Origin of the sequence: Tsuneonella mangrovi (assembly GCF_002269345.1) — a bacterium.
GTDB classification, from domain to species: Bacteria; Pseudomonadota; Alphaproteobacteria; order Sphingomonadales; family Sphingomonadaceae; genus Tsuneonella; species Tsuneonella mangrovi.
Map to the genome: position 1 here is coordinate 1,266,834 of NZ_CP022889.1, position 17,062 is coordinate 1,283,895.

Annotated in this window: 18 protein-coding genes and 2 pseudogenes; 7 read left to right on the top strand and 13 right to left on the bottom strand. The window is 61.1% G+C overall.

Features of this window, described 5'->3' with window-relative positions:
- Positions 1 to 68 precede the first annotated feature (68 nt).
- The 3 genes and pseudogenes from CJO11_RS06225 to CJO11_RS06235 form a co-directional block, all read left to right on the top strand.
- On the top strand, positions 69 to 872 hold the full coding sequence (locus CJO11_RS06225; RefSeq protein WP_240504592.1) for an AraC family transcriptional regulator: 804 nt from the start codon (positions 69 to 71) through the stop codon (positions 870 to 872).
- Positions 873 to 1,046: 174 nt separating this feature from the next.
- Positions 1,047 to 3,266, top strand: a complete 2,220-nt coding sequence (locus CJO11_RS06230; protein ID WP_095011936.1) for a TonB-dependent siderophore receptor — start codon at positions 1,047 to 1,049, stop codon at positions 3,264 to 3,266.
- Between the two features lie 113 nt (positions 3,267 to 3,379).
- Positions 3,380 to 3,750: pseudogene (locus tag CJO11_RS06235) on the top strand (integrase core domain-containing protein); the annotation flags it as partial.
- Between the two features lie 108 nt (positions 3,751 to 3,858).
- Here the strand turns inward: CJO11_RS06235 and CJO11_RS13475 are convergent.
- A complete protein-coding gene (locus CJO11_RS13475; protein ID WP_420823150.1) occupies positions 3,859 to 4,401 on the bottom strand; it encodes a site-specific integrase in 543 nt (180 codons plus the stop codon).
- On the opposite strand from CJO11_RS13475, the gene CJO11_RS13355 reads away from it, so the two are divergent.
- Entirely contained in the window at positions 4,337 to 4,495 is a 159-nt protein-coding gene (locus tag CJO11_RS13355) for a hypothetical protein (RefSeq protein ID WP_240504593.1), read from the top strand. The two genes, CJO11_RS13475 and CJO11_RS13355, sit on opposite strands and share 65 nt — an antisense overlap.
- 350 nt (positions 4,496 to 4,845) lie before the next feature.
- Here the strand turns inward: CJO11_RS13355 and CJO11_RS13480 are convergent.
- Both CJO11_RS13480 and CJO11_RS06245 read right to left on the bottom strand, forming a co-directional pair.
- Positions 4,846 to 5,163, bottom strand: a pseudogene (locus CJO11_RS13480) (Arm DNA-binding domain-containing protein); the annotation flags it as partial.
- A gap of 238 nt (positions 5,164 to 5,401) precedes the next feature.
- Entirely contained in the window at positions 5,402 to 7,741 is a 2,340-nt protein-coding gene (locus tag CJO11_RS06245; RefSeq protein WP_095011938.1) for a GH92 family glycosyl hydrolase, read from the bottom strand.
- Between the two features lie 122 nt (positions 7,742 to 7,863).
- Here CJO11_RS06245 and CJO11_RS06250 point away from each other — a divergent pair, with 122 nt between their 5' ends.
- Positions 7,864 to 9,282: a glycoside hydrolase family 47 protein gene (locus tag CJO11_RS06250; RefSeq protein ID WP_095011939.1), complete on the top strand. Its 1,419-nt coding sequence runs from the start codon at positions 7,864 to 7,866 to the stop codon at positions 9,280 to 9,282.
- Positions 9,283 to 9,311: 29 nt separating this feature from the next.
- Here the strand turns inward: CJO11_RS06250 and CJO11_RS06255 are convergent, their stop codons facing one another.
- From CJO11_RS06255 to CJO11_RS06295, 9 genes are all read right to left on the bottom strand, one after another.
- A complete protein-coding gene (locus CJO11_RS06255; RefSeq protein ID WP_095011940.1) occupies positions 9,312 to 10,100 on the bottom strand; it encodes an NUDIX domain-containing protein in 789 nt (262 codons plus the stop codon).
- Positions 10,101 to 10,389: 289 nt separating this feature from the next.
- A complete protein-coding gene (grxD, locus tag CJO11_RS06260; RefSeq protein ID WP_095011941.1) occupies positions 10,390 to 10,719 on the bottom strand; it encodes a Grx4 family monothiol glutaredoxin in 330 nt (109 codons plus the stop codon).
- Positions 10,720 to 10,758: 39 nt separating this feature from the next.
- Positions 10,759 to 10,992, bottom strand: coding sequence for a BolA/IbaG family iron-sulfur metabolism protein (locus CJO11_RS06265; protein WP_095011942.1), 234 nt, complete (start codon positions 10,990 to 10,992; stop codon positions 10,759 to 10,761).
- Between the two features lie 4 nt (positions 10,993 to 10,996).
- Positions 10,997 to 11,320, bottom strand: a complete 324-nt coding sequence (locus tag CJO11_RS06270) for a DUF1476 domain-containing protein (RefSeq protein WP_095011943.1) — start codon at positions 11,318 to 11,320, stop codon at positions 10,997 to 10,999.
- A 65-nt stretch (positions 11,321 to 11,385) separates the two neighbouring features.
- Complete coding sequence (locus CJO11_RS06275) at positions 11,386 to 12,384, bottom strand: NADPH:quinone oxidoreductase family protein (protein WP_095011944.1); 999 nt, start codon at positions 12,382 to 12,384, stop codon at positions 11,386 to 11,388.
- Positions 12,381 to 12,983 carry a 3-isopropylmalate dehydratase small subunit gene (gene leuD, locus CJO11_RS06280; protein WP_095011945.1) on the bottom strand — a complete coding sequence of 201 codons (603 nt, stop codon included), beginning with the start codon at positions 12,981 to 12,983 and terminating at the stop codon, positions 12,381 to 12,383. Before leuD ends, CJO11_RS06275 begins: the two co-directional genes overlap by 4 nt.
- On the bottom strand, positions 12,983 to 13,141 hold the full coding sequence (locus tag CJO11_RS06285) for an isopropylmalate isomerase (RefSeq protein WP_095011946.1): 159 nt from the start codon (positions 13,139 to 13,141) through the stop codon (positions 12,983 to 12,985). Before CJO11_RS06285 ends, leuD begins: the two co-directional genes overlap by 1 nt.
- Before the next feature lie 67 nt (positions 13,142 to 13,208).
- Positions 13,209 to 14,642, bottom strand: a complete 1,434-nt coding sequence (gene leuC, locus CJO11_RS06290) for a 3-isopropylmalate dehydratase large subunit (protein ID WP_095011947.1) — start codon at positions 14,640 to 14,642, stop codon at positions 13,209 to 13,211.
- Between the two features lie 64 nt (positions 14,643 to 14,706).
- Positions 14,707 to 15,006, bottom strand: a complete 300-nt coding sequence (locus CJO11_RS06295; protein WP_095011948.1) for a hypothetical protein — start codon at positions 15,004 to 15,006, stop codon at positions 14,707 to 14,709.
- Between the two features lie 183 nt (positions 15,007 to 15,189).
- Between CJO11_RS06295 and CJO11_RS06300 the strand changes: the two genes are divergently transcribed.
- Positions 15,190 to 15,588, top strand: coding sequence for an acyl-CoA thioesterase (locus CJO11_RS06300; RefSeq protein ID WP_205651113.1), 399 nt, complete (start codon positions 15,190 to 15,192; stop codon positions 15,586 to 15,588).
- Positions 15,589 to 15,606: 18 nt separating this feature from the next.
- Positions 15,607 to 16,125 (top strand): sterol desaturase family protein, encoded by a 519-nt coding sequence (locus CJO11_RS06305; protein ID WP_095011950.1) that lies wholly within the window; start codon positions 15,607 to 15,609, stop codon positions 16,123 to 16,125.
- Here the strand turns inward: CJO11_RS06305 and CJO11_RS06310 are convergent.
- On the bottom strand, positions 16,122 to 17,009 hold the full coding sequence (locus CJO11_RS06310) for a UTP--glucose-1-phosphate uridylyltransferase (protein ID WP_095011951.1): 888 nt from the start codon (positions 17,007 to 17,009) through the stop codon (positions 16,122 to 16,124). The two genes, CJO11_RS06305 and CJO11_RS06310, sit on opposite strands and share 4 nt — an antisense overlap.
- Between the last annotated feature and the right edge of the window lie 53 nt (positions 17,010 to 17,062).

A 17,062-nucleotide genomic window follows, 5' to 3' on the forward strand; every position in this document is an offset into this window, starting at 1 on the left:
GCCCTGGATTCAAGGCTCGGTGTTGACTCGGCAGAGTAGAAGCATAGCCTGTGAAGTCGATTTGAGCAGTGATCAACGGGAACGGGCCAATCAAATCGTTCGATGAAACCACCTGCGAAACGCGCCCCGTTGTCGGCCTCGAAGATGAGTACCCGGCAGGATTTGTTGACCCCCCACACATGCACAGCCACGCGCAACTTCTCTACGCCTCGTCTGGCGTGATGTCGGTCGTTGTCGATGCTGAAAGCTTCGTTATCCCCCCTCAGCGCGCGCTCTGGATTCCTGCGGGCGCATTACACGAGGTGTCATGCAGAGGTCCGGTCTCGATCCGGACGCTTTATTTCGAAGATGCGCTGGGCGACCTCGCGGGAAGCGAGTGCAGGGTCATCGAGATTTCTGACTTTCTCAAGGCGCTTATCCTTGAATTGATACGCTGTAAGGACAACCACGATGTAGGTGGGAGACAAGAGCGTATCGTCGAACTTCTGATCGATGAGGTTCGCGCAATGCCCGTAGCTCCGTTCAGTGCTAAAATGCCTACGGACTATCGTTTGCTCAGGGTGTGCAGGCGGATCCTTGAGAACCCTGCGGATGACAGTGACCTCGATGACTATGCTTCGCTAGCAGGCATGAGCCGGCGAACCTTTACCCGTCTCTTCAGGCAGGAGACAGGCATGGGTCTCGCGGTCTGGCGACAACAGGTCAGGCTGATGGAAGCGGTTTCGCTGCTTGCAATGGGGCAACCAGTTACCACGGTCGCCTTTGATGTGGGCTACGAGAGTCCGAGCGCCTTCAGCGCCATGTTTCATCGCTCATTCGGCTCATCCCCGAGCCACTACAGGCCAGGTGGTTCGCAAAACCCACCCAGCTGACCAAGGAGGTCAGCAACTTCTAATCTCAGCGTTCCTCTCGCACGTATCTCCGCTGGCTTGGCCCATTCGCGACAATGTCAGGCCCTTTCGCGGATGCAGCATAGAGCGAGCAGCCGCAAACTGCATACCCGATGGCAACAGGCTTCCGTGAAGCCAATGCAAAGGGCGGTCACCATGACTCTTCGAACGTCAGCCAACCGAATTCGGTCGACCTTGCTCGTCGGCATAGCGGCGGGTGCGGTCATTGCAGTTCCCGCCCATGCGCAGGAAGCGAGCGACAGCAGCGCGCCGAAGACAGTCAAGACGACCGAGAATGGTGAAACCACGATCGTCGTTGTGGCCAAGAACTTCGTGCCGGCCGCTGCGGTTACGGCTACCAAGTCCGACATCCCTTTGGTCGAGACACCACAGTCCGTTTCGGTCGTCTCACGCGACCAGATCGACCTGCTCAACTTCACCGACGCGCAGCAAGCTGTTCGCTACACAGCAGGCGTATTTGGCGAGAACTATGGGCCGGACCTTCGCTTCGATTTCTTCACGGTTCGAGGCTTCACGCCAACCCAATACATCGATGGCCTGGCAGCACCTGCTTCGACCACGATCTCGACTGTGGGCCTCGACCTTTATGCCTTCCAGTCTCTCGAAGTACTCAAGGGCCCAGCGTCAGTGCTCTATGGCAGCTCACCTCCGGGAGGCATCTTCAACGAGACCAGCCGCCGCGCAGACAGCCAATTTGGCGGCGAGTTCGAGGTCAAGGGCGGCACCGACAACTTCAAGCAAGTTGCTTCCACGATAACCGGTCCGGTCAGCGATTCAGTCGATGTCCGCCTCACCGGCCTCTACCGCGATCGCGACGGCAACCCTGATTTCACTCATGCCAAGCGCGTGATGGTCGCGCCAACGGCGACGTTCCACTTGGGGGCTGATACCCAATTTACCCCGCTGTTCTACTACCAGTACGACAAGGTCACAGGTGGCACCGAGGGATTCCTGCCCGTCGCCGGTACGCTTGAATCCAATCCCAACGGTCAATTGTCGCGCAAGACAAACTCGGCGAATCCCGACGATGTATATGAACGTCATCAGTGGGGGGCAGGTTACAATTTCGAGCACAGTTTCGGTCCAGCATTCAAGTTCGTCTCGAACCTGAGGTGGAGCCATTACAAGGAAGAGACCCCTTACGGAGTCTACGATTCCGGTGGTTTCGTGAACACCACTGACTCGACCTTGGCGAACTATTACAAGACTATCTATCAGTCGAACTTCACCTACCGCGAGCAGGTGGAAGCCTTCACGACAGACAATCGGATCGAAGCGAAGCTCGGCAGTGGCCCGATCGAGAGCAACTTCATTGCCGGCATCGACTATCGCAACATTCACAATGTCGCAGACTATGGATTTGCCGGGTTCAATGAGACGATTGATCTCTACAATCCTATCTACGTCCCGGTCGAACCCACTCTTGGTTACACGACGCGATACAACCACCAACGAGTGAAGCAGACGGGCATCTACGCTCAAGATCAACTTGGAATTGGCGGCTTCAAGCTGCTCGCAAGCGGTCGCTATGACTGGGTCGATAGTTCGTACCTCACGCCTTACACGCTGGTCACCGATCCCGAGACCGTGAATTACGAGTCCTCGCACAAGTTCACGTACCGTGTCGGCGCAACCTACGTCACGGCCTCAGGGATCGCTCCCTACGTGAGCTATGCAACCTCGTTCCTGCCGCAGATCGGCACCGACTCGAATACAGGCAATCCGTTCGAGCCAAGTACTGGGAAGCAGTGGGAAGCCGGGTTCAAATTTGATGGTCGAAGCCTTGGCCCGGGCGTCAAGATCTTCGCGACCGCTGCCCTTTTCGACATCAAGCAGACAAACGTGGTTTCGACCAACCCGTCTGCCGGACCGGTCTACGGGACCGCTTCCGGTGAAGTTGAAGTCAAGGGAGGTGAGTTCGAGTTCGTCGCTCGCATTCACAACCAGCTCTCGATAAACGGGTCCATCAGCTATAGCGACTCTACCGTTCTCAAGAGCAACACTGCGGCTGAGATCGGTGCTCCACTTCCCGTCACACCGGAGTACAAGGCGTCGCTATTTGCTGACTACACAATCAGCAAAGGCACGCTTGGCGGCCTCGGCTTCGGCGCGGGCGTCCGCTACACTAGTTCGAGCGCAGGCAGCCTTCCGGGCTTCTACAACCCAGTTGTCTACTACGGCCAAGCTGCGACACTTTTCGATGCTGCGGTCCACTACGACACGCCCAGTTGGCGATTTGCCGTCAACGCCTCAAACCTCTTTGACAAGACGTACGTAGCGCGCTGCTCGGGACCAGCCGGCTGTGTATATGGTGCAAGTCGCGAGATCATTGGCACGGTGACGAAGAAGTTCTGATCAAGCAGCGTTCGCGCTCAATTATCACGCCGAGCTACGCCTCTCGAATCAGCAAGCTGTCTTAAACGGACCGGTTACGGACTGTCGGGTTTTGGGGCTTAAGGCCGGATTACATACGGCCCTCTACCGCACTGATCGAACAGCATGACAAGACCAGCAGATCGTCAGCGACAATAGTACTGAGCCCACCGGCAATGCCGTGCTGGCACGCTGTAAGGTGATCGGCATGGAGTGGCATTACATCGCGCCGGGAAGGCTGATGCAGAATCGCTACGTCGAGAGTTTCAGAGTTCACATGCGTGACGAGCTTCTGAATGAGACGTTGCTCCCCAGCATGACCCACACCCGCGTCAAGATCGCCGCCTGAGTGGAAGACAACAACCGGGAGAGCCCGTACTCATCCCTAGCATAAGTGACTCCGGTGGCGTTCGCCGCCGAACTTGATAAGCAATTGCCTGCTCCGCTACGCCTTATGCGTTCGACTAAGCCTTATCGGCTCGAATACGCAGCCCATTGTTTAGACCGCACTTATGCGCGAAATAATCGGCCAGTTCTAATCCAAGCTGGGGATCACGTCAAAATCCTTGCGAAGTTAGCCATTCATCATCTCAAATATCTGTGATGTGATCCCCTCATTCGCCGCGCGAAGCGGCTCGACCGCGAGGTGCGCATAGCGAGCGGTTGTCGCCGGGTCCGCGTGACCAAGAAGTCCTCCAATGATCGGAAGACCGAGGTTTGATGCTACCCCAACGCTTGCGAACGAATGCCGAAGATCATGGAGTCGAAAGTCCGACAGACCCGCTTCTCGTCGAACGAGAGCCCAAGGCCTTTGTAAGTCTGGTCTCGGTTTCGCCGGATTCTTTCCTTCGATCACAAACCTTGCGCTCTTCGCCTTTGAACGTAGCACTTGAAGGGAACATAGAATCTCGATCGCTGGCGCGCCCAGAATGATGGTCTTTGCTCCCGTCTTCGAATCAGGCAGCCGCACCAACCCAAGCGCCAAATCAACCTGAGACCACTCAAGATTTAGAATCTCGCGCAGCCTGGCACCGGTAAAAGCGAGGAGACGAATGGCCGCCGCGGAAAACGGACAGATTTTCGTGACCCTGTTTTCTGGCTTCGGCGCGTGTTTGATCTTCTTCGCAGGATCGGGCTTCCACTCAATTCCGATTGTTTCCGCGCGTGTAATCGCCGCCCCCAGCCTCGCGAACTCCTCCGGTGACAAGTAGCGCTCTCGAGGCTTGATTTTGAACTTCTTTATCCCTCGGGCAGGGTTCCGCTCGAAACGTACTCGGTCTCCTTCGCGACACCATTCGAAGAAATGGGAAAGTAGGATGACAACTCGGTTCGCAGTTGCGGGGTGACGAAGACCCAGTCGAGTGTGTACCTCGGTGATCTTGGACTTCGTGACTTGGTCTACTTTCATAGCACCGATTGCCGGAGAAATGTGCAACCGCCAGAGTCCCTCATATAAGTCGCGAGTTCTCTGCTTTCGAAATGGATTGGTTGCTGAAAGATAGTCGTCTCGAAGATCGTCTATCTTCTTGGCAGATCGAGCGCGCGCGATGGTCTCGGCGGGGTCGGATCCATTGGCAAAAACCTCGGCAAGAATATCGCGAGCCCGGCGCCGGGCTTCATCTGCGGAGACAACGTCTGCTCTACCAAGCGAGATTCGTCTCTTGGAAACACCGCGCCCGCCCGAACCTGGGCGGTACTCTACAATCCACGTTCGTGCACCGTTTGGATGTCGTGAGCTGGGGCTCGCAATGCGAATTCCGAAGCCCGCCAAGTCCGGATCATAGAGTATCCGCGGACGATCTGTGATAGGAAGAGACGTTGCCAGCTTGGTCGTGAGCCGAGGTCTCTCTTGAGCAATTTGTCGCCACCATGTCGCCACCGATCTGAATCTCGCATTTTTCCGAATCTGGCTGTGATTCGTGGATTCAATATCGGATTTCTGGAATAATGTGGACTCCAATCAATATCTTAATCTTAGAATCGGATCGCTCTTGTGTGCCCTAAAGTGCCATACAGTGCCAGGCCGTGACGAAGAAAATCTGGCCAGAATCGCTCTGGGGGTGTGGGGGTCGCTGGTTCGAATCCAGTCGTCCCGACCAGTGGATTTCCCCCTCTTCCTATCGCTCCGCCGCGCTCATCGAGTACGGTCTTGCCGAACGACCGCTCGCCCATCGCTTGTTCGGGCGGGCCTGCATTGTGAAACGCAGCGTGCTGCCGGCCATGATCTCGCCTTGGGTGACGTAGCTGCGCGCGAAAGGCTTCCCGTCGAGTGTAACAGAGCCGACGAACGGGTGCGCATCGTCCATATTGTCGGCGATGACGGTGAATGCCTTGCCGTTTGGCAGGTGGATCGTCGCCCGGTCCACGAAGGGTCGCCCGATCGCATATTGCAGGCTCCCCGGCGTGACCGGATAGAAACCCAGCGAAGTGAACACCAGCCAGGCAGACATCTGGCCTAAGTCGTCGTTCCCCGAAAGTCCGTCGGGTGTCGGCTTGTACTGGCTCTCGACGATCTGCTTGAGGCGCCCCTGCGTCTTCCACGGGGCACCCGCGTAGTCGTAGAGATAAGCGACGTGATGACTCGGCTCGTTGCCGTGAATGTATTGCCCGATCAGTCCAGCGATATCTTCGGCATGACTGTAGTCGAGTTTCGAATTGTCGAAATCGAACATCGCATCGAGCTTGGCGATGGCTGCCTTGTCGCCGCCCATTGCCTTGAACAGCGCAGCCTGGTCCTGCGGCACGAACCAGCTGTATTGCCAGGCATTGCCCTCGGTGTAGTCCGAGCCGTAGTTGATCGCGGTAGGATCGAACGGCGTGCGGAACTGGCCGTCCGATTTCCGCGCACGGACGAACCCGGTTTTCGGGTCGAACGTGTTCCGCCAGTAGCCCGCCCGCTTGTAGAACCGGGCCGCGATATCCTTCCTGCCCATCGCATCGGCCATGCGGGCGATGGTCCAGTCGTCGTAGGCGTACTCGACAGTCTTCGATGCCGCTTCGGGCTCTTTGTCGATCGGGACATAGCCCAGCTTCATGTAGTCGGCGAGATCGCCATAGGGACCGTAGGTTGCGCTCGCCACCATCGCATCGAGCGCCTTGTCAGCATCGAATCCCTTGATCCCCTTGAGATACGCGTCGGCGATGATCGGCACCGCGTGATAGCCGATCATGGTCCACGTTTCGCGCCCCTGGAACTGCCACACGGGCAGGATGCCGAACGGGCTGTCCTGCTGGCTGGCCAGCAGTGACCGGACGATGTCGGAGTTGACCTTCTCGGGCTGGATCAGGGTAAGCAGCGGCTGTTCGGCACGGAACGTGTCCCACAGCGAAAAGGTCGACCGGAAGGGAAAGTCGACCGTGTGGACCTGGTTATCCGCCCCCCGATAGCGACCATCGACATCGCCCGCGATCGAGGGGGCGAGCAGCGAATGATAGAGCGCAGTATAAAGGCTCGTGCGCATACCCTCGGGTGCTTCGATCTCGACCGCTCCCAGCGCTTTCTGCCACTCGGCCCTGGTCTTCGCGCGGATCGCGTCGAAGTCGCCCGGTTCGCTCGCTAGGTTGGCCAGTGCGCCTGCTTCGTCGACCGACGAGATTGCCACCTTCACTTCCAGCGGCCTGGGAAGTTGGCCGAAATCGAGCCGCGCAACGATCGCGCGCCCCTGTTTGTAGGCCACCTTGTCCGTCCCGCGTCCCGGCCCCTGGAACCCGCGGTAGGCGACACTTTTCTCGGTATCGACGAACGCGTGCCCGGCGACCGGCGCGGAGAGCTGCATCGCAAAGCACAGCACGCGGTCGGGCGCCCAGCCGCGCGTCTGGCGGCAGCCGGTGATCGTGCGATCGCCACGCAACCGGATCGAGGACCACAGGACCTTGCCCGGGTAGTTGTACAGCGACGTCCTGAGATCGAAAACGAGATGTGCCGCCTTGTCCGCCGGAAAGGTATAGCGATGGACACCGATTCGCGTGCCCGCGGTCATTTCTGCTCTCACGCCGTAGTCGGCGAGTGTAACAGCATAGTATCCCGGCTGCGCGACCTCGGTCGCGTGGCTGTAGCGCGAGCGATAACCCGATGCCGAGTCGGTCGCGCTACCCGGTTCGAGCGGCACTGCATCGCCGCTGACCGGCATCACCAGGAAATCGCCGAGGTCAGAGTGGCCCGCGCCCGAAAAATGGGTGTGGCTAAATCCCTGGATCGTCGGATCCTCGTAGCGATAACCTGCCGCGTGGCCGTAGCAATCGCGGATCGTGCAAGTCGTGTCGGTGTCGGGCGAGAGCTGGACCATCCCGAACGGGGCGACTGCGCCGGGGAAGGTGTGCCCTTCGCCGCCGGTGCCGATCATCGGATCGACGCTGTCATATGGCGTCGGTTCGGACTTTGCCGACAGGAGCGCGGGCCCCGATACGAGCGCGGGAACAGTAGCGAGAACGGCAGCGATACGAAGCAACTTGGGCATTCTGGCTCCTGTGCCGAATGGAAATTTCGCTTCCGCTCGATTGGGCGAGAGCCGCGCGCGACGCAAGACGGTTGTGAAACCGGACAAAATCGGCGAGGCCCGGTCGGCGAGGGAACAGGAGGATGGAGCGCGTGAAACTGCAACGGCGCACCTTGTTGCGCGGCGCGGCGGCGCTGGGTGCGATCGGCGGCTTGCCTCAATCGCTCCGCGCTGCGGATCCTGGTAGCGGGATCGACTGGAGCGCACTCGCGACCGACGTTCGCGACCAGATGGAGTTCGCGTGGGACAATTACCGCCGCCTAGCGTGGGGCAAGGACGAGATCAGGCCTGTTAGCGGGACGTTTTCCAGCTTCCCACTCAAGGACCGTCACCTCGGCCTGTCGCTGATCGAAGCGCTCGATACGCTTTGGGTCATGGGCCTCGACGAAGCGTTCGCCGCCGGGGTCGATTGGGTAAAGGGCAACCTCGATTTCGCGGTCGACGGCGAAGTATCGGTGTTCGAGACCTCGATCAGGCTGGTCGGAGGGCTGCTATCTGCTCATCATGCCAGCGGCGACCCTGCCTTGCTCGCCAAGGCCCGCGACCTCGCAGACAGATTGCTGCCCGCATTCGATACGCCCACCGGGATGCCGCGCCGGTTCATTAACCTAGCGACCGGCGAAACCCGCCAAAGCGTTACCAGTCCGGCCGACATCGCCACATACCTGCCGGAATGGGGTACGCTTAGCCTCCTGACGGGCGATGAGCGCTATGTCGAAGCGACAAAGCGCGCCGCAGTCGCAGTGTTCGAACGCCGGTCGAAGCTGGGCCTTGTTGCCACCCAGATCGATGTCGACACCGGTGAATGGCATTCGCGCAGGGCCACCGTCGGATCGTATTGCGACAGCTTCTTCGAATACCTGTGGGACAGCTGGCAACTGCTCGGGGATGCCGACTGCAAGGCGATGTACAACGTCTGCACCTCAGCCATCCTGAAGCACCAACAGGTCTGGCGGGATGGCGCGTTATGGTTCGCCGATGTCGATTTCGAGACCGGTGAGATCGTATCTACCGAACAGGACGAGCTGGCATCGTTCTACGGCGGCTTGCTTGGCCAGGGCGGCGCGATGAAGGAAGGGGCGGCATACACTGAAAGCTGGGCTGCACTGCAGGCGCGCTACGGCATCCTGCCCGAAGGATACGACTATCTGGCTGGAGAGGCGACGCAAATGACCAATTCGCTGCGCCCCGAACTGGCGGATTCGGCATTCACGCTGTGGCTGATCGATCGCGACCCGCGTTGGCGGTCGATCGGGCGCGACCACTTCCTGGCAATGAAACAATTCAACCGCGCACCCTTCGGCTTCACCGACATGGCGGATGTAACCAGCAATCCCAAGAGGCAGGCCGATCACTGCCCGGGTTACTGGTGGTCGGAGCAGATGAAATACTACTACCTGCTGTTTTCCGACACACCGCGCTTCGATTATGCGCGCAATTACCTGACGACCGAAGGCAATGTGTTGCAGGGCTTCCTGCCGCAGAGCGGCGCGACTTCGTAATGTGCACGGAAGCAGGAATGTGCGCCTGATCAGCCCCGGGCAGCACGGTCAAGCGGTTCGCCGTCGACCGGATAGCCGCAGTCCGCCGGGATTACGATCCACGGCCGGCCATCGCGCTCTTCGGTCCAGGGCGTGATCGTGCGCACCGGATGCGCCGCCGCATCGGCCCTTGCAGCGTCGAAATCGGCGAACCGGGCGAGCCGTTCGAGGTTTCGGCGGGTCGGGAAGATAATCATGATGTCGCCGCGATCGGCCGCCGCCAGAGCATCGGCAGCGGTGGTCCAGAACAGGCGGGTGTTCTCGGTCGCATCGATCTCGATCTCGACCGCCCCAGTGCCAAGGTCGGCGAGGTAGAAGCGGGTATCGAAGATGCGCGGGATGCGCTCGTTCTTCGGATGCCAGCGGGCGAAGGCGACCAGCGCATCCAGGTCTAGCGTCCAGCCCATCGTATCGAGCACCGGAGCCAGAACTCCGCTTTCGAGCAGCATCGCGCGCGCTTTGCGGGCATCGTCGGCCCCGACGGGCTCGCGCACCCCGATGACCAGTCCGGTTTCTTCCAGCGTTTCGCGCACGGCTGCCACCCGGCTGGCAGCTTCACTCCGCTCGAGACCGGTTTCGAGTGCATCGGCAAGGGCGAAATCCGCGTCGTCGATCCGCCCGCCGGGGAACACCGCCGCACCGCCGGCGAACGACATCTGCCGTGCGCGGGTAACCATCAGGATTTGCGGGGGGCCGCCCTCGGGGGCGTTGCGGAACACCACGACCGTGGCGGCAGGGATCGAAGGGCGCGGGCTGTCGGGGGAAGTTCGGTCGTTCATTGCAACCGTCTGTGCCGCCCTGCCGCGCGCTTGCCAAGCGGCAATTCAAATCGCTGTCGGGAAACCTTACACAATCGGATCGGGGTAAAAATTGTTAACCATCATGACCCGCAAGAATCCGCCACGAATTCGACTTGGCACGGTCCGTGCTAGGAACAGGGCACCCCAAAGTCTTCCTAAATGAGGCGGGGCCCCCGGTCTCCCGGCCCCGCCTCCCCGAACCCCAAGAGAAAGGCCCGCCCGGATATCCCGGACGGGCCTTTTCTCATTCGGCCACGAAGGGCGAGGATCAACCGGCCTTTGCGACCTGCTTTTCAGCCAAAAGCTGCTGCAGTTCGCCCGCTTCGTACATCTCCATCATGATGTCGCTGCCGCCGACGAATTCGCCTTTCACGTAGAGCTGGGGAATCGTCGGCCAGTCGGAGAACGACTTGATCCCTTGCCGGATCTCCATGTCCTGCAGCACGTCGACGCTGCCGTAGGCGACGCCGCAGTGATCGAGGATCGCGACCGCGCGGCTCGAAAAGCCGCACTGCGGGAACAGCGGAGTTCCCTTCATGAACAGGACGACATCGTCGTTCGAGACGATATCGGAGATGCGCTGGTTGACGTCGGACATGGCAATACGACCTGCTTTGGAAATTGGGCTTGCGCGTAATTAGTTGGGGACGGCGGTGGTGAGTTGCAAGGCGTGGAGTTCGCCGCCCATCCGTCCGCCGAGCGCTTCGTAAACCAGCTTGTGCTGTGCGACGCGGCTCTTGCCGGCAAATTGCGGCGCGATAACTCGGGCGGCCCAGTGATCGCCGTCGCCCGCAAGGTCGGTCATCTCGACCACCGCCCCGGGGAGCGCGGCTTCGATCATCCCGGCGATGTCGCCGCCGTTCATCGGCATGGCGTCAGGCCTCGCCCATCAATTGGCGGCGCGCTTCGATCGCTTGCTGCTCGAGGGCGGTTCGCACTTGCGCTTCGTCGATCTCGATCCCGGCCTGGGTCAGGTCGCCCAGCACCTTGCGGATCACGTCTTCGTCGCCCGCTTCCTCGAAATCGGCCTGGACCACCGCCTTGGCATAGGCATCGGTCTCTTCGGGCGTCAGGCCCATTTTTTCGGCCGCCCACTGGCCGAGCAGCCGGTTGCGGCGCGCGGCAATGCGGAAGGCTGTTTCCTGGTCGAATGCGAAGTGCGCTTCCTCGGCGCGCTCGCGGTCATTGAAATCGGTCATCGTTTTCCCCAAACGGAATATGGACTTCTGGACATAGGCGCGCCTGCCATGAGCGGCAAGCGCGGTCAGTCCATTGTCACGACGAGCTTGCCCACCGCTTCGCGATTCTCCAGCTTGGCGATAGCGTCGCCGCCGCGCTCGAGCGGGAAAGTCTCCGACACCAGCGGATCGATCTTTCCAGCCTTGAGCAAGGCGAACAGCTCCTTGACCTGTTCGTGGAACTTGCCCGGCTCGCGGGCCGTAAACGCGCCCCAGAACACGCCGCAGATGTCGCAGCTCTTGAGCAGGGTCAGGTTGAGCGGCATTTTCGCGATGCCCGCCGGGAAACCGACCACCAGGAAGCGCCCCTCCCACGCGATCGCGCGCAGCGCCGGCTCGGAATACTGCCCGCCGACGATATCGTAGACGATGTTCGCCCCATCAGGACCGCACGCTGCCTTGAACGCATTAGCGAGCTCCTTGCTCGCAGCCTTGTCCATCTCGCCCTTGGGGTAAATGACCACGTCGTCAGCCCCGGCTTGTTTCGCAATCTCGCCTTTCTCCGCGCTCGAGACGGCGGCGATCACTTTAGCGCCGAACGCTTTGCCGAGTTCGACCGCAGAGAGGCCCACGCCCCCCGCCGCGCCGAGGACCAGCATCACGTCGCCTTGCTTGATGTGGCCGCGATCCTTGAGGCCGTGGATCGTAGTGCCATAGGTCATCATCAGCGATGCGGCCTTCTCGAACGGGACGCCGTCGGGCACCGCAAACATCCGGTTGGCGGGCACGCAGACCTTCTCCGCCAGACCGCCATTGCCGATCCCGGCGAGCACCTTGTCACCCGCTTTCCAGCCTTCGACGCCTTCGCCGACCGCTTCGATAACCCCGGCGATTTCACCGCCCGGCGAATAGGGTCGCTCGGGCTTGAACTGGTAGAGGTCGCGGATCATCAACGTGTCGGGATAGTTGATCGCACAAGCCTTCACATCGACCAGCACCTGCCCTTTTCCGGGCGTGGGAACATCGACTTCGTCGAGGGTAAGGGTTTCGGGCCCGCCAACTGCGTGGGTCCTCAAAGCTTTCATGCGGCTCTCTCCGTTCCGTGGGCCAGCCAGGGCATGTCGCCCGCTTGCCTCTGTTCATAGGTAGCGATAGCGGCGTCGCGCGAGAGAGTCAGCCCGACCTCGTCGAGCCCCTCGATCAGGCAATGCTTGCGAAACGGGTCGATCTCGAACGTGAAGCGATCCTGGAACGGGGTAGAAACGATCTGGCTTTCCAGGTCGATCGAGACGGGATCGGTCTGCGCGACCTCCATCAGGCGGTCGACCTGCTCTTGCGGCAGGACGACCGTGAGGATGCCGTTCTTGAACGCGTTACCGGAAAAGATGTCCGAAAAGCTCGGCGCGATCACCGCCTTGATACCGAGGTCGAGCAGAGCCCAAGCTGCGTGCTCGCGGCTCGATCCGCAGCCGAAGTTGTCGCCTGCGATCAGGATCGAAGCGCCGGCAAATTTGGGATCGTCGAACACGTTCCCGGCTTCGGCGCGCACTGTCTCGAATGCGCCTTGCCCCAGCCCGTCGCGGGTGATGGTCTTGAGCCAGTGGGCCGGAATGATCACGTCGGTATCGACGTTCTTGCGCCCGAACGGGATCGCCCGCCCTTCCACTTCGCTCAAGGGTTCCATCAGTCGGTCTCCGGTGGCTCGCCCGACGGGATCGTGTCGGTCTTCTGCGCCTTCTTTTCCTTGCGCTTGTTGGCATAGAGCAGGGCAGCAGCGATCGCTGCCGACCCAATGGCACCAGCGGCCATGGCCGCGGCTTTCCCGGTGATCTTCTTGGTCATGCGATCACACATGGTCCGCGCACGGTAAGCGTGCAAGGGGTCGCGTTCGGTTCCACCCCGCGCCTGCTCAACGCACCAGTTCGCGCACGTCGGTGAGTTTGCCGGTCACTGCGGCGGCGGCCGCCATCGCCGGGCTGACCAGGTGCGTGCGTGCGCCCGGACCTTGCCGGCCGACGAAATTGCGGTTGCTGGTCGAAGCGCACCGTTCGCCTGCGGGCACCTTGTCGGGGTTCATCGCGAGGCACGCCGAACAGCCCGGTTCGCGCCATTCGAGCCCGGCATCGATGAACACCTTGTCGAGCCCTTCGGCCTCGGCCTGCGCTTTCACCAGTCCTGACCCAGGGACAACGATCGCCCATCGCACGTTCGCGGCCTTGTGCCGACCGCGCAGCACTTCGGCAGCGGCGCGCAAGTCTTCGATCCGGCTGTTGGTGCAGCTGCCGATGAACACGTTCTCGACCGGGACTTCGGACAGTTTCTCTCCCGGCTCGAGCCCCATGTAGGCAAGGCTCTTGCGCACCGCTTCCTGCTTAGAAGGATCCACGAAACTTTCCGGCGACGGAACCACCGCCCCGATCGGTGCGACGTCTTCCGGGCTGGTGCCCCAGGTCACGGTCGGCTCGACCGTGCTGGCGTCAATCGTTACCGACTTGTCGAACCTTGCGCCGTCGTCGGTGGCGAGCGAACGCCACCACGCGACCGCGCGTTCCCAGTCGTCTCCGGTCGGCGCGTAGGGGCGGCCCTCGAGGTAATCGAACACGACATCGTCGGGGGCGATCAGGCCGGCGCGTGCGCCCGCCTCGATGCTCATGTTGCACACCGTCAGCCGGCCCTCCACGCTCATCGCCTCGAACACGGGCCCGCGATATTCGATGACGTAGCCGGTACCGCCCGCCGCGCCGATCGTGCCGATGATATGGAGGATCAGGTCCTTTGGCGTCACGCCGGGGCCGAGCGCGCCGGTCACGCGCACTTCCATCGTCTTCGATTGCTTGAGCAGCAGCGTTTGCGTCGCGAGAACATGCTCGACTTCGCTGGTGCCGATCCCGAATGCCAACGCGCCGATGCCTCCATGGGCCGCGGTGTGGCTGTCCCCGCAGACGATCGTCGCGCCGGGGAGCGAGAAACCCTGCTCGGGCCCCACGACATGGACAATCCCCTGCGCCGGAGCGGTCGCATCGATGTATTCGATCCCGAAGTCGGGCGCGTTGCGTTCGAGCGCGGCGAGCTGTGCCGCGCTCTGCGGATCGGCAATCGGCAAGCGCTTGCCTCGCGAGTCGAGCCGGGGAGTTGTCGGCAGGTTGTGGTCGGGGACCGCCAACGTGAGGTCTGGCCGGCGGACCTTTCGCCCGCTCACGCGCAGCGCCTCGAACGCCTGCGGGCTGGTGACTTCGTGGACCAGGTGGCGGTCGATGTAGATCAGGCTGGTGCCGTCATCGAGCGTTTCGACGACATGGGCATCCCAGATTTTCTCGTAAAGCGTGCGGGGGCGGCTGGCCATGCAGTGCTGGCTAAAACCGCCCCCGTCGGCGGGCAAGATGGGAAATCTTGTCCCGGCTCAAGCATCAGCCCTTGGCTGGCGCCTTGGTCGTTGCCTTGACCGGAGTTTTGACCGTCGTCTTCGACGCGGTCTTCACCGGCGCCTTGGCGGCAGTCTTCTTGCTCGAGGTCTTCATCGATGCCTTGGTCCACTTGGCCTTCTTGCTCGACTTGGTCGATGCAGTCTTGGTGGTGGCCTTGGCCGGAGTGGCCGTGACCTTGGCTGGGGCCGAAGTCTTTGTCGTCGCGGCAACGGCGGGGAGGGCCATACCGAGAGCGGCGGTGGAAACGAGGGTAACAGCAACAATCTTGAGCGAATTGCGCATTGTACATTTCCTTAAGGTCCCGGTGGACAATCACGCCGGGCCAATCGCGAAAATTTCCGACAGAGGTTTTGTTTCCCGCCAATTTTGTAACGAATTGTCGCTTCCAAGCAGGCATCTGACGAATCCATTGAAATTCCGACTTTTGTCATGGATTGGAAACGATTGGCGTGGTAACTGACATGTATGTCAGCAAAGCCGTTCCACCACCCGATCAATATCACCCCCGACGACATCGATTTCATGGGGCACGTGAACAATTCGCGTTACCTCAACTGGGTGCAGGACGCGGTGCTGGCGCATTGGAACAAGCTGGCCCCGGCCGAAGCGGTCGCCGAGCGGTTGTGGGTCGCGCTCAAGCACGAGATTACCTACCGCAAGCCCGCGTTCCTCGACGACGACGTGATCGCTCGCACGGTGTTGGAAAAGATCCACGGTGCACGAGCTTTCTACCACACCGTGATCGAACGCGGCGAGGAAGTTATCGCCGAAGTACGTTCCAGTTGGTGCTGCGTCGATGCCGGAACGCTGCGTCCGGCCCGGATCGGCGAGGAAATCGCGCGGTTCTTTTTCCCCGTCGACTGACCTATATTGCCGCGCGCAATGGTTGCGCTGGTCCCCTTTCTCATCGTGCTTGCGAGCACTCTCGCGATGGAAGGCGTCGCTTGGGCGAGCCACAAGTATGTGATGCACGGGTTTGGCTGGGCATGGCACCGCGACCACCACGAACCGCATGATGGTTTTTTCGAAAAGAACGACCGCTTCGCGCTGGTCGGCGCGGCAATGAGCATTTCGATGTTCGCGCTCGGCAGCCCGCTGGTGATGCGAGCAAACGCATGGTGGCCGGGCACCTGGATCGGGCTTGGCATCTTGCTCTACGGTATCGTTTACACGCTGGTGCACGACGGGCTGGTCCACCAGCGCTGGTTCCGCTGGGTGCCCAAGCGCGGTTATGCCAAGCGGTTGGTCCAGGCGCACAAGCTGCACCATGCAACGATCGGTAAGGAGGGCGGGGTCAGCTTCGGGTTCGTGTTCGCGCGCGATCCTGCAAAGCTCAAGGCCGAACTGGCCGCCCAGCGCGCTGCGGGCATAGCGAAAGTACGCGAGAGCGCCGGGGCCTAACCGGCCAGCAACCGCTCCGCCATTGCGCGCACCTCGGCACCCATGTCGTCCCGCTCGAGTGCCAGTGCCAAGGTCGCTTCGACAAACCCGGTCTTGCTGCCGCAGTCGTAGCGCTTGCCGTCGAACGTCACTGCGTGGAACGGCTGGTTGCCGATCATCCGCGCCATCGCGTCGGTCAGCTGGATCTCGCCACCCGCGCCTTTCTCTTGGTCTTCGAGCGTGCGCATCACTTCGGGCTGCAGGATGTAGCGGCCCGAAATGATCTTGTTCGATGGGGCTTCGGCCACCGGCGGCTTCTCGACCAGTCCGGTGACTTCGGTCAGGCTATCGGAGATCTGCGCACCGGGCGCGATCACGCCGTAGCTCGAAACGGCTTCGTGCGGTACTTCAAGCACCGAGATCAGGTTCCCGCCGACCTCATCGTAGGCTTCGACCATCTGCTTCATGCAGCCGGTGCCGCCCTTGCGCGCAATCATCAGCTCGTCGGGCAGGAAAATCGCGAACGGCTCGTCCCCGACGATCGCGCGGGCGCACCAGATCGCGTGACCGAGGCCCATCGGCACCTGCTGGCGCACGGTGATGATGTCGCCCGGCGTGAACCGCGTGGGTTCGAGCACGTCGAGCGACTTTCCGCGCTCTTCCATCGTCGTCACGAGTTCGTAGGCGATGTCGAAATGTTCGACGATCGCAGTCTTGCCGCGACCGGTGACGAAGATCATCTGCTCGATCCCCGCTTCGCGGGCTTCGTCGACCGCGTACTGGATCAGCGGCCGATCGACGATCGGCAACAATTCCTTCGGGATCGCCTTGGTCGCGGGAAGGAATCGGGTGCCGAGGCCCGCGACGGGGAACACGGCTTTCTTGATCGGTTTGCGGCTGCTCATGGGGTGTAGCGATACGAAGCGCGTGGCGCCTGCGCAACCGCCGACTTGCGGGC

Bases quoted from the DNA above. Each gene is read 5' to 3' on its own strand.
- CJO11_RS06295 (WP_095011948.1), bottom strand. From the start codon at position 15,006: ATGCGCAATTCGCTCAAGATTGTTGCTGTTACCCTCGTTTCCACCGCC.
- CJO11_RS13355 (WP_240504593.1), top strand. From the start codon at position 4,337: ATGGCCGCCGCGGAAAACGGACAGATTTTCGTGACCCTGTTTTCTGGC.
- CJO11_RS06285 (WP_095011946.1), bottom strand. From the start codon at position 13,141: ATGACCAAGAAGATCACCGGGAAAGCCGCGGCCATGGCCGCTGGTGCC.
- CJO11_RS06230 (WP_095011936.1), top strand. From the start codon at position 1,047: ATGACTCTTCGAACGTCAGCCAACCGAATTCGGTCGACCTTGCTCGTC.
- CJO11_RS06310 (WP_095011951.1), bottom strand. From the start codon at position 17,009: ATGAGCAGCCGCAAACCGATCAAGAAAGCCGTGTTCCCCGTCGCGGGC.
- CJO11_RS06255 (WP_095011940.1), bottom strand. From the start codon at position 10,100: ATGAACGACCGAACTTCCCCCGACAGCCCGCGCCCTTCGATCCCTGCC.
- CJO11_RS06250 (WP_095011939.1), top strand. From the start codon at position 7,864: ATGGAGCGCGTGAAACTGCAACGGCGCACCTTGTTGCGCGGCGCGGCG.
- grxD (WP_095011941.1), bottom strand. From the start codon at position 10,719: ATGTCCGACGTCAACCAGCGCATCTCCGATATCGTCTCGAACGACGAT.
- leuD (WP_095011945.1), bottom strand. From the start codon at position 12,983: ATGGAACCCTTGAGCGAAGTGGAAGGGCGGGCGATCCCGTTCGGGCGC.
- CJO11_RS06245 (WP_095011938.1), bottom strand. From the start codon at position 7,741: ATGCCCAAGTTGCTTCGTATCGCTGCCGTTCTCGCTACTGTTCCCGCG.
- CJO11_RS06270 (WP_095011943.1), bottom strand. From the start codon at position 11,320: ATGACCGATTTCAATGACCGCGAGCGCGCCGAGGAAGCGCACTTCGCA.
- CJO11_RS06275 (WP_095011944.1), bottom strand. From the start codon at position 12,384: ATGAAAGCTTTGAGGACCCACGCAGTTGGCGGGCCCGAAACCCTTACC.
- leuC (WP_095011947.1), bottom strand. From the start codon at position 14,642: ATGGCCAGCCGCCCCCGCACGCTTTACGAGAAAATCTGGGATGCCCAT.
- CJO11_RS06265 (WP_095011942.1), bottom strand. From the start codon at position 10,992: ATGCCGATGAACGGCGGCGACATCGCCGGGATGATCGAAGCCGCGCTC.
- CJO11_RS06300 (WP_205651113.1), top strand. From the start codon at position 15,190: ATGTCAGCAAAGCCGTTCCACCACCCGATCAATATCACCCCCGACGAC.
- CJO11_RS06305 (WP_095011950.1), top strand. From the start codon at position 15,607: ATGGTTGCGCTGGTCCCCTTTCTCATCGTGCTTGCGAGCACTCTCGCG.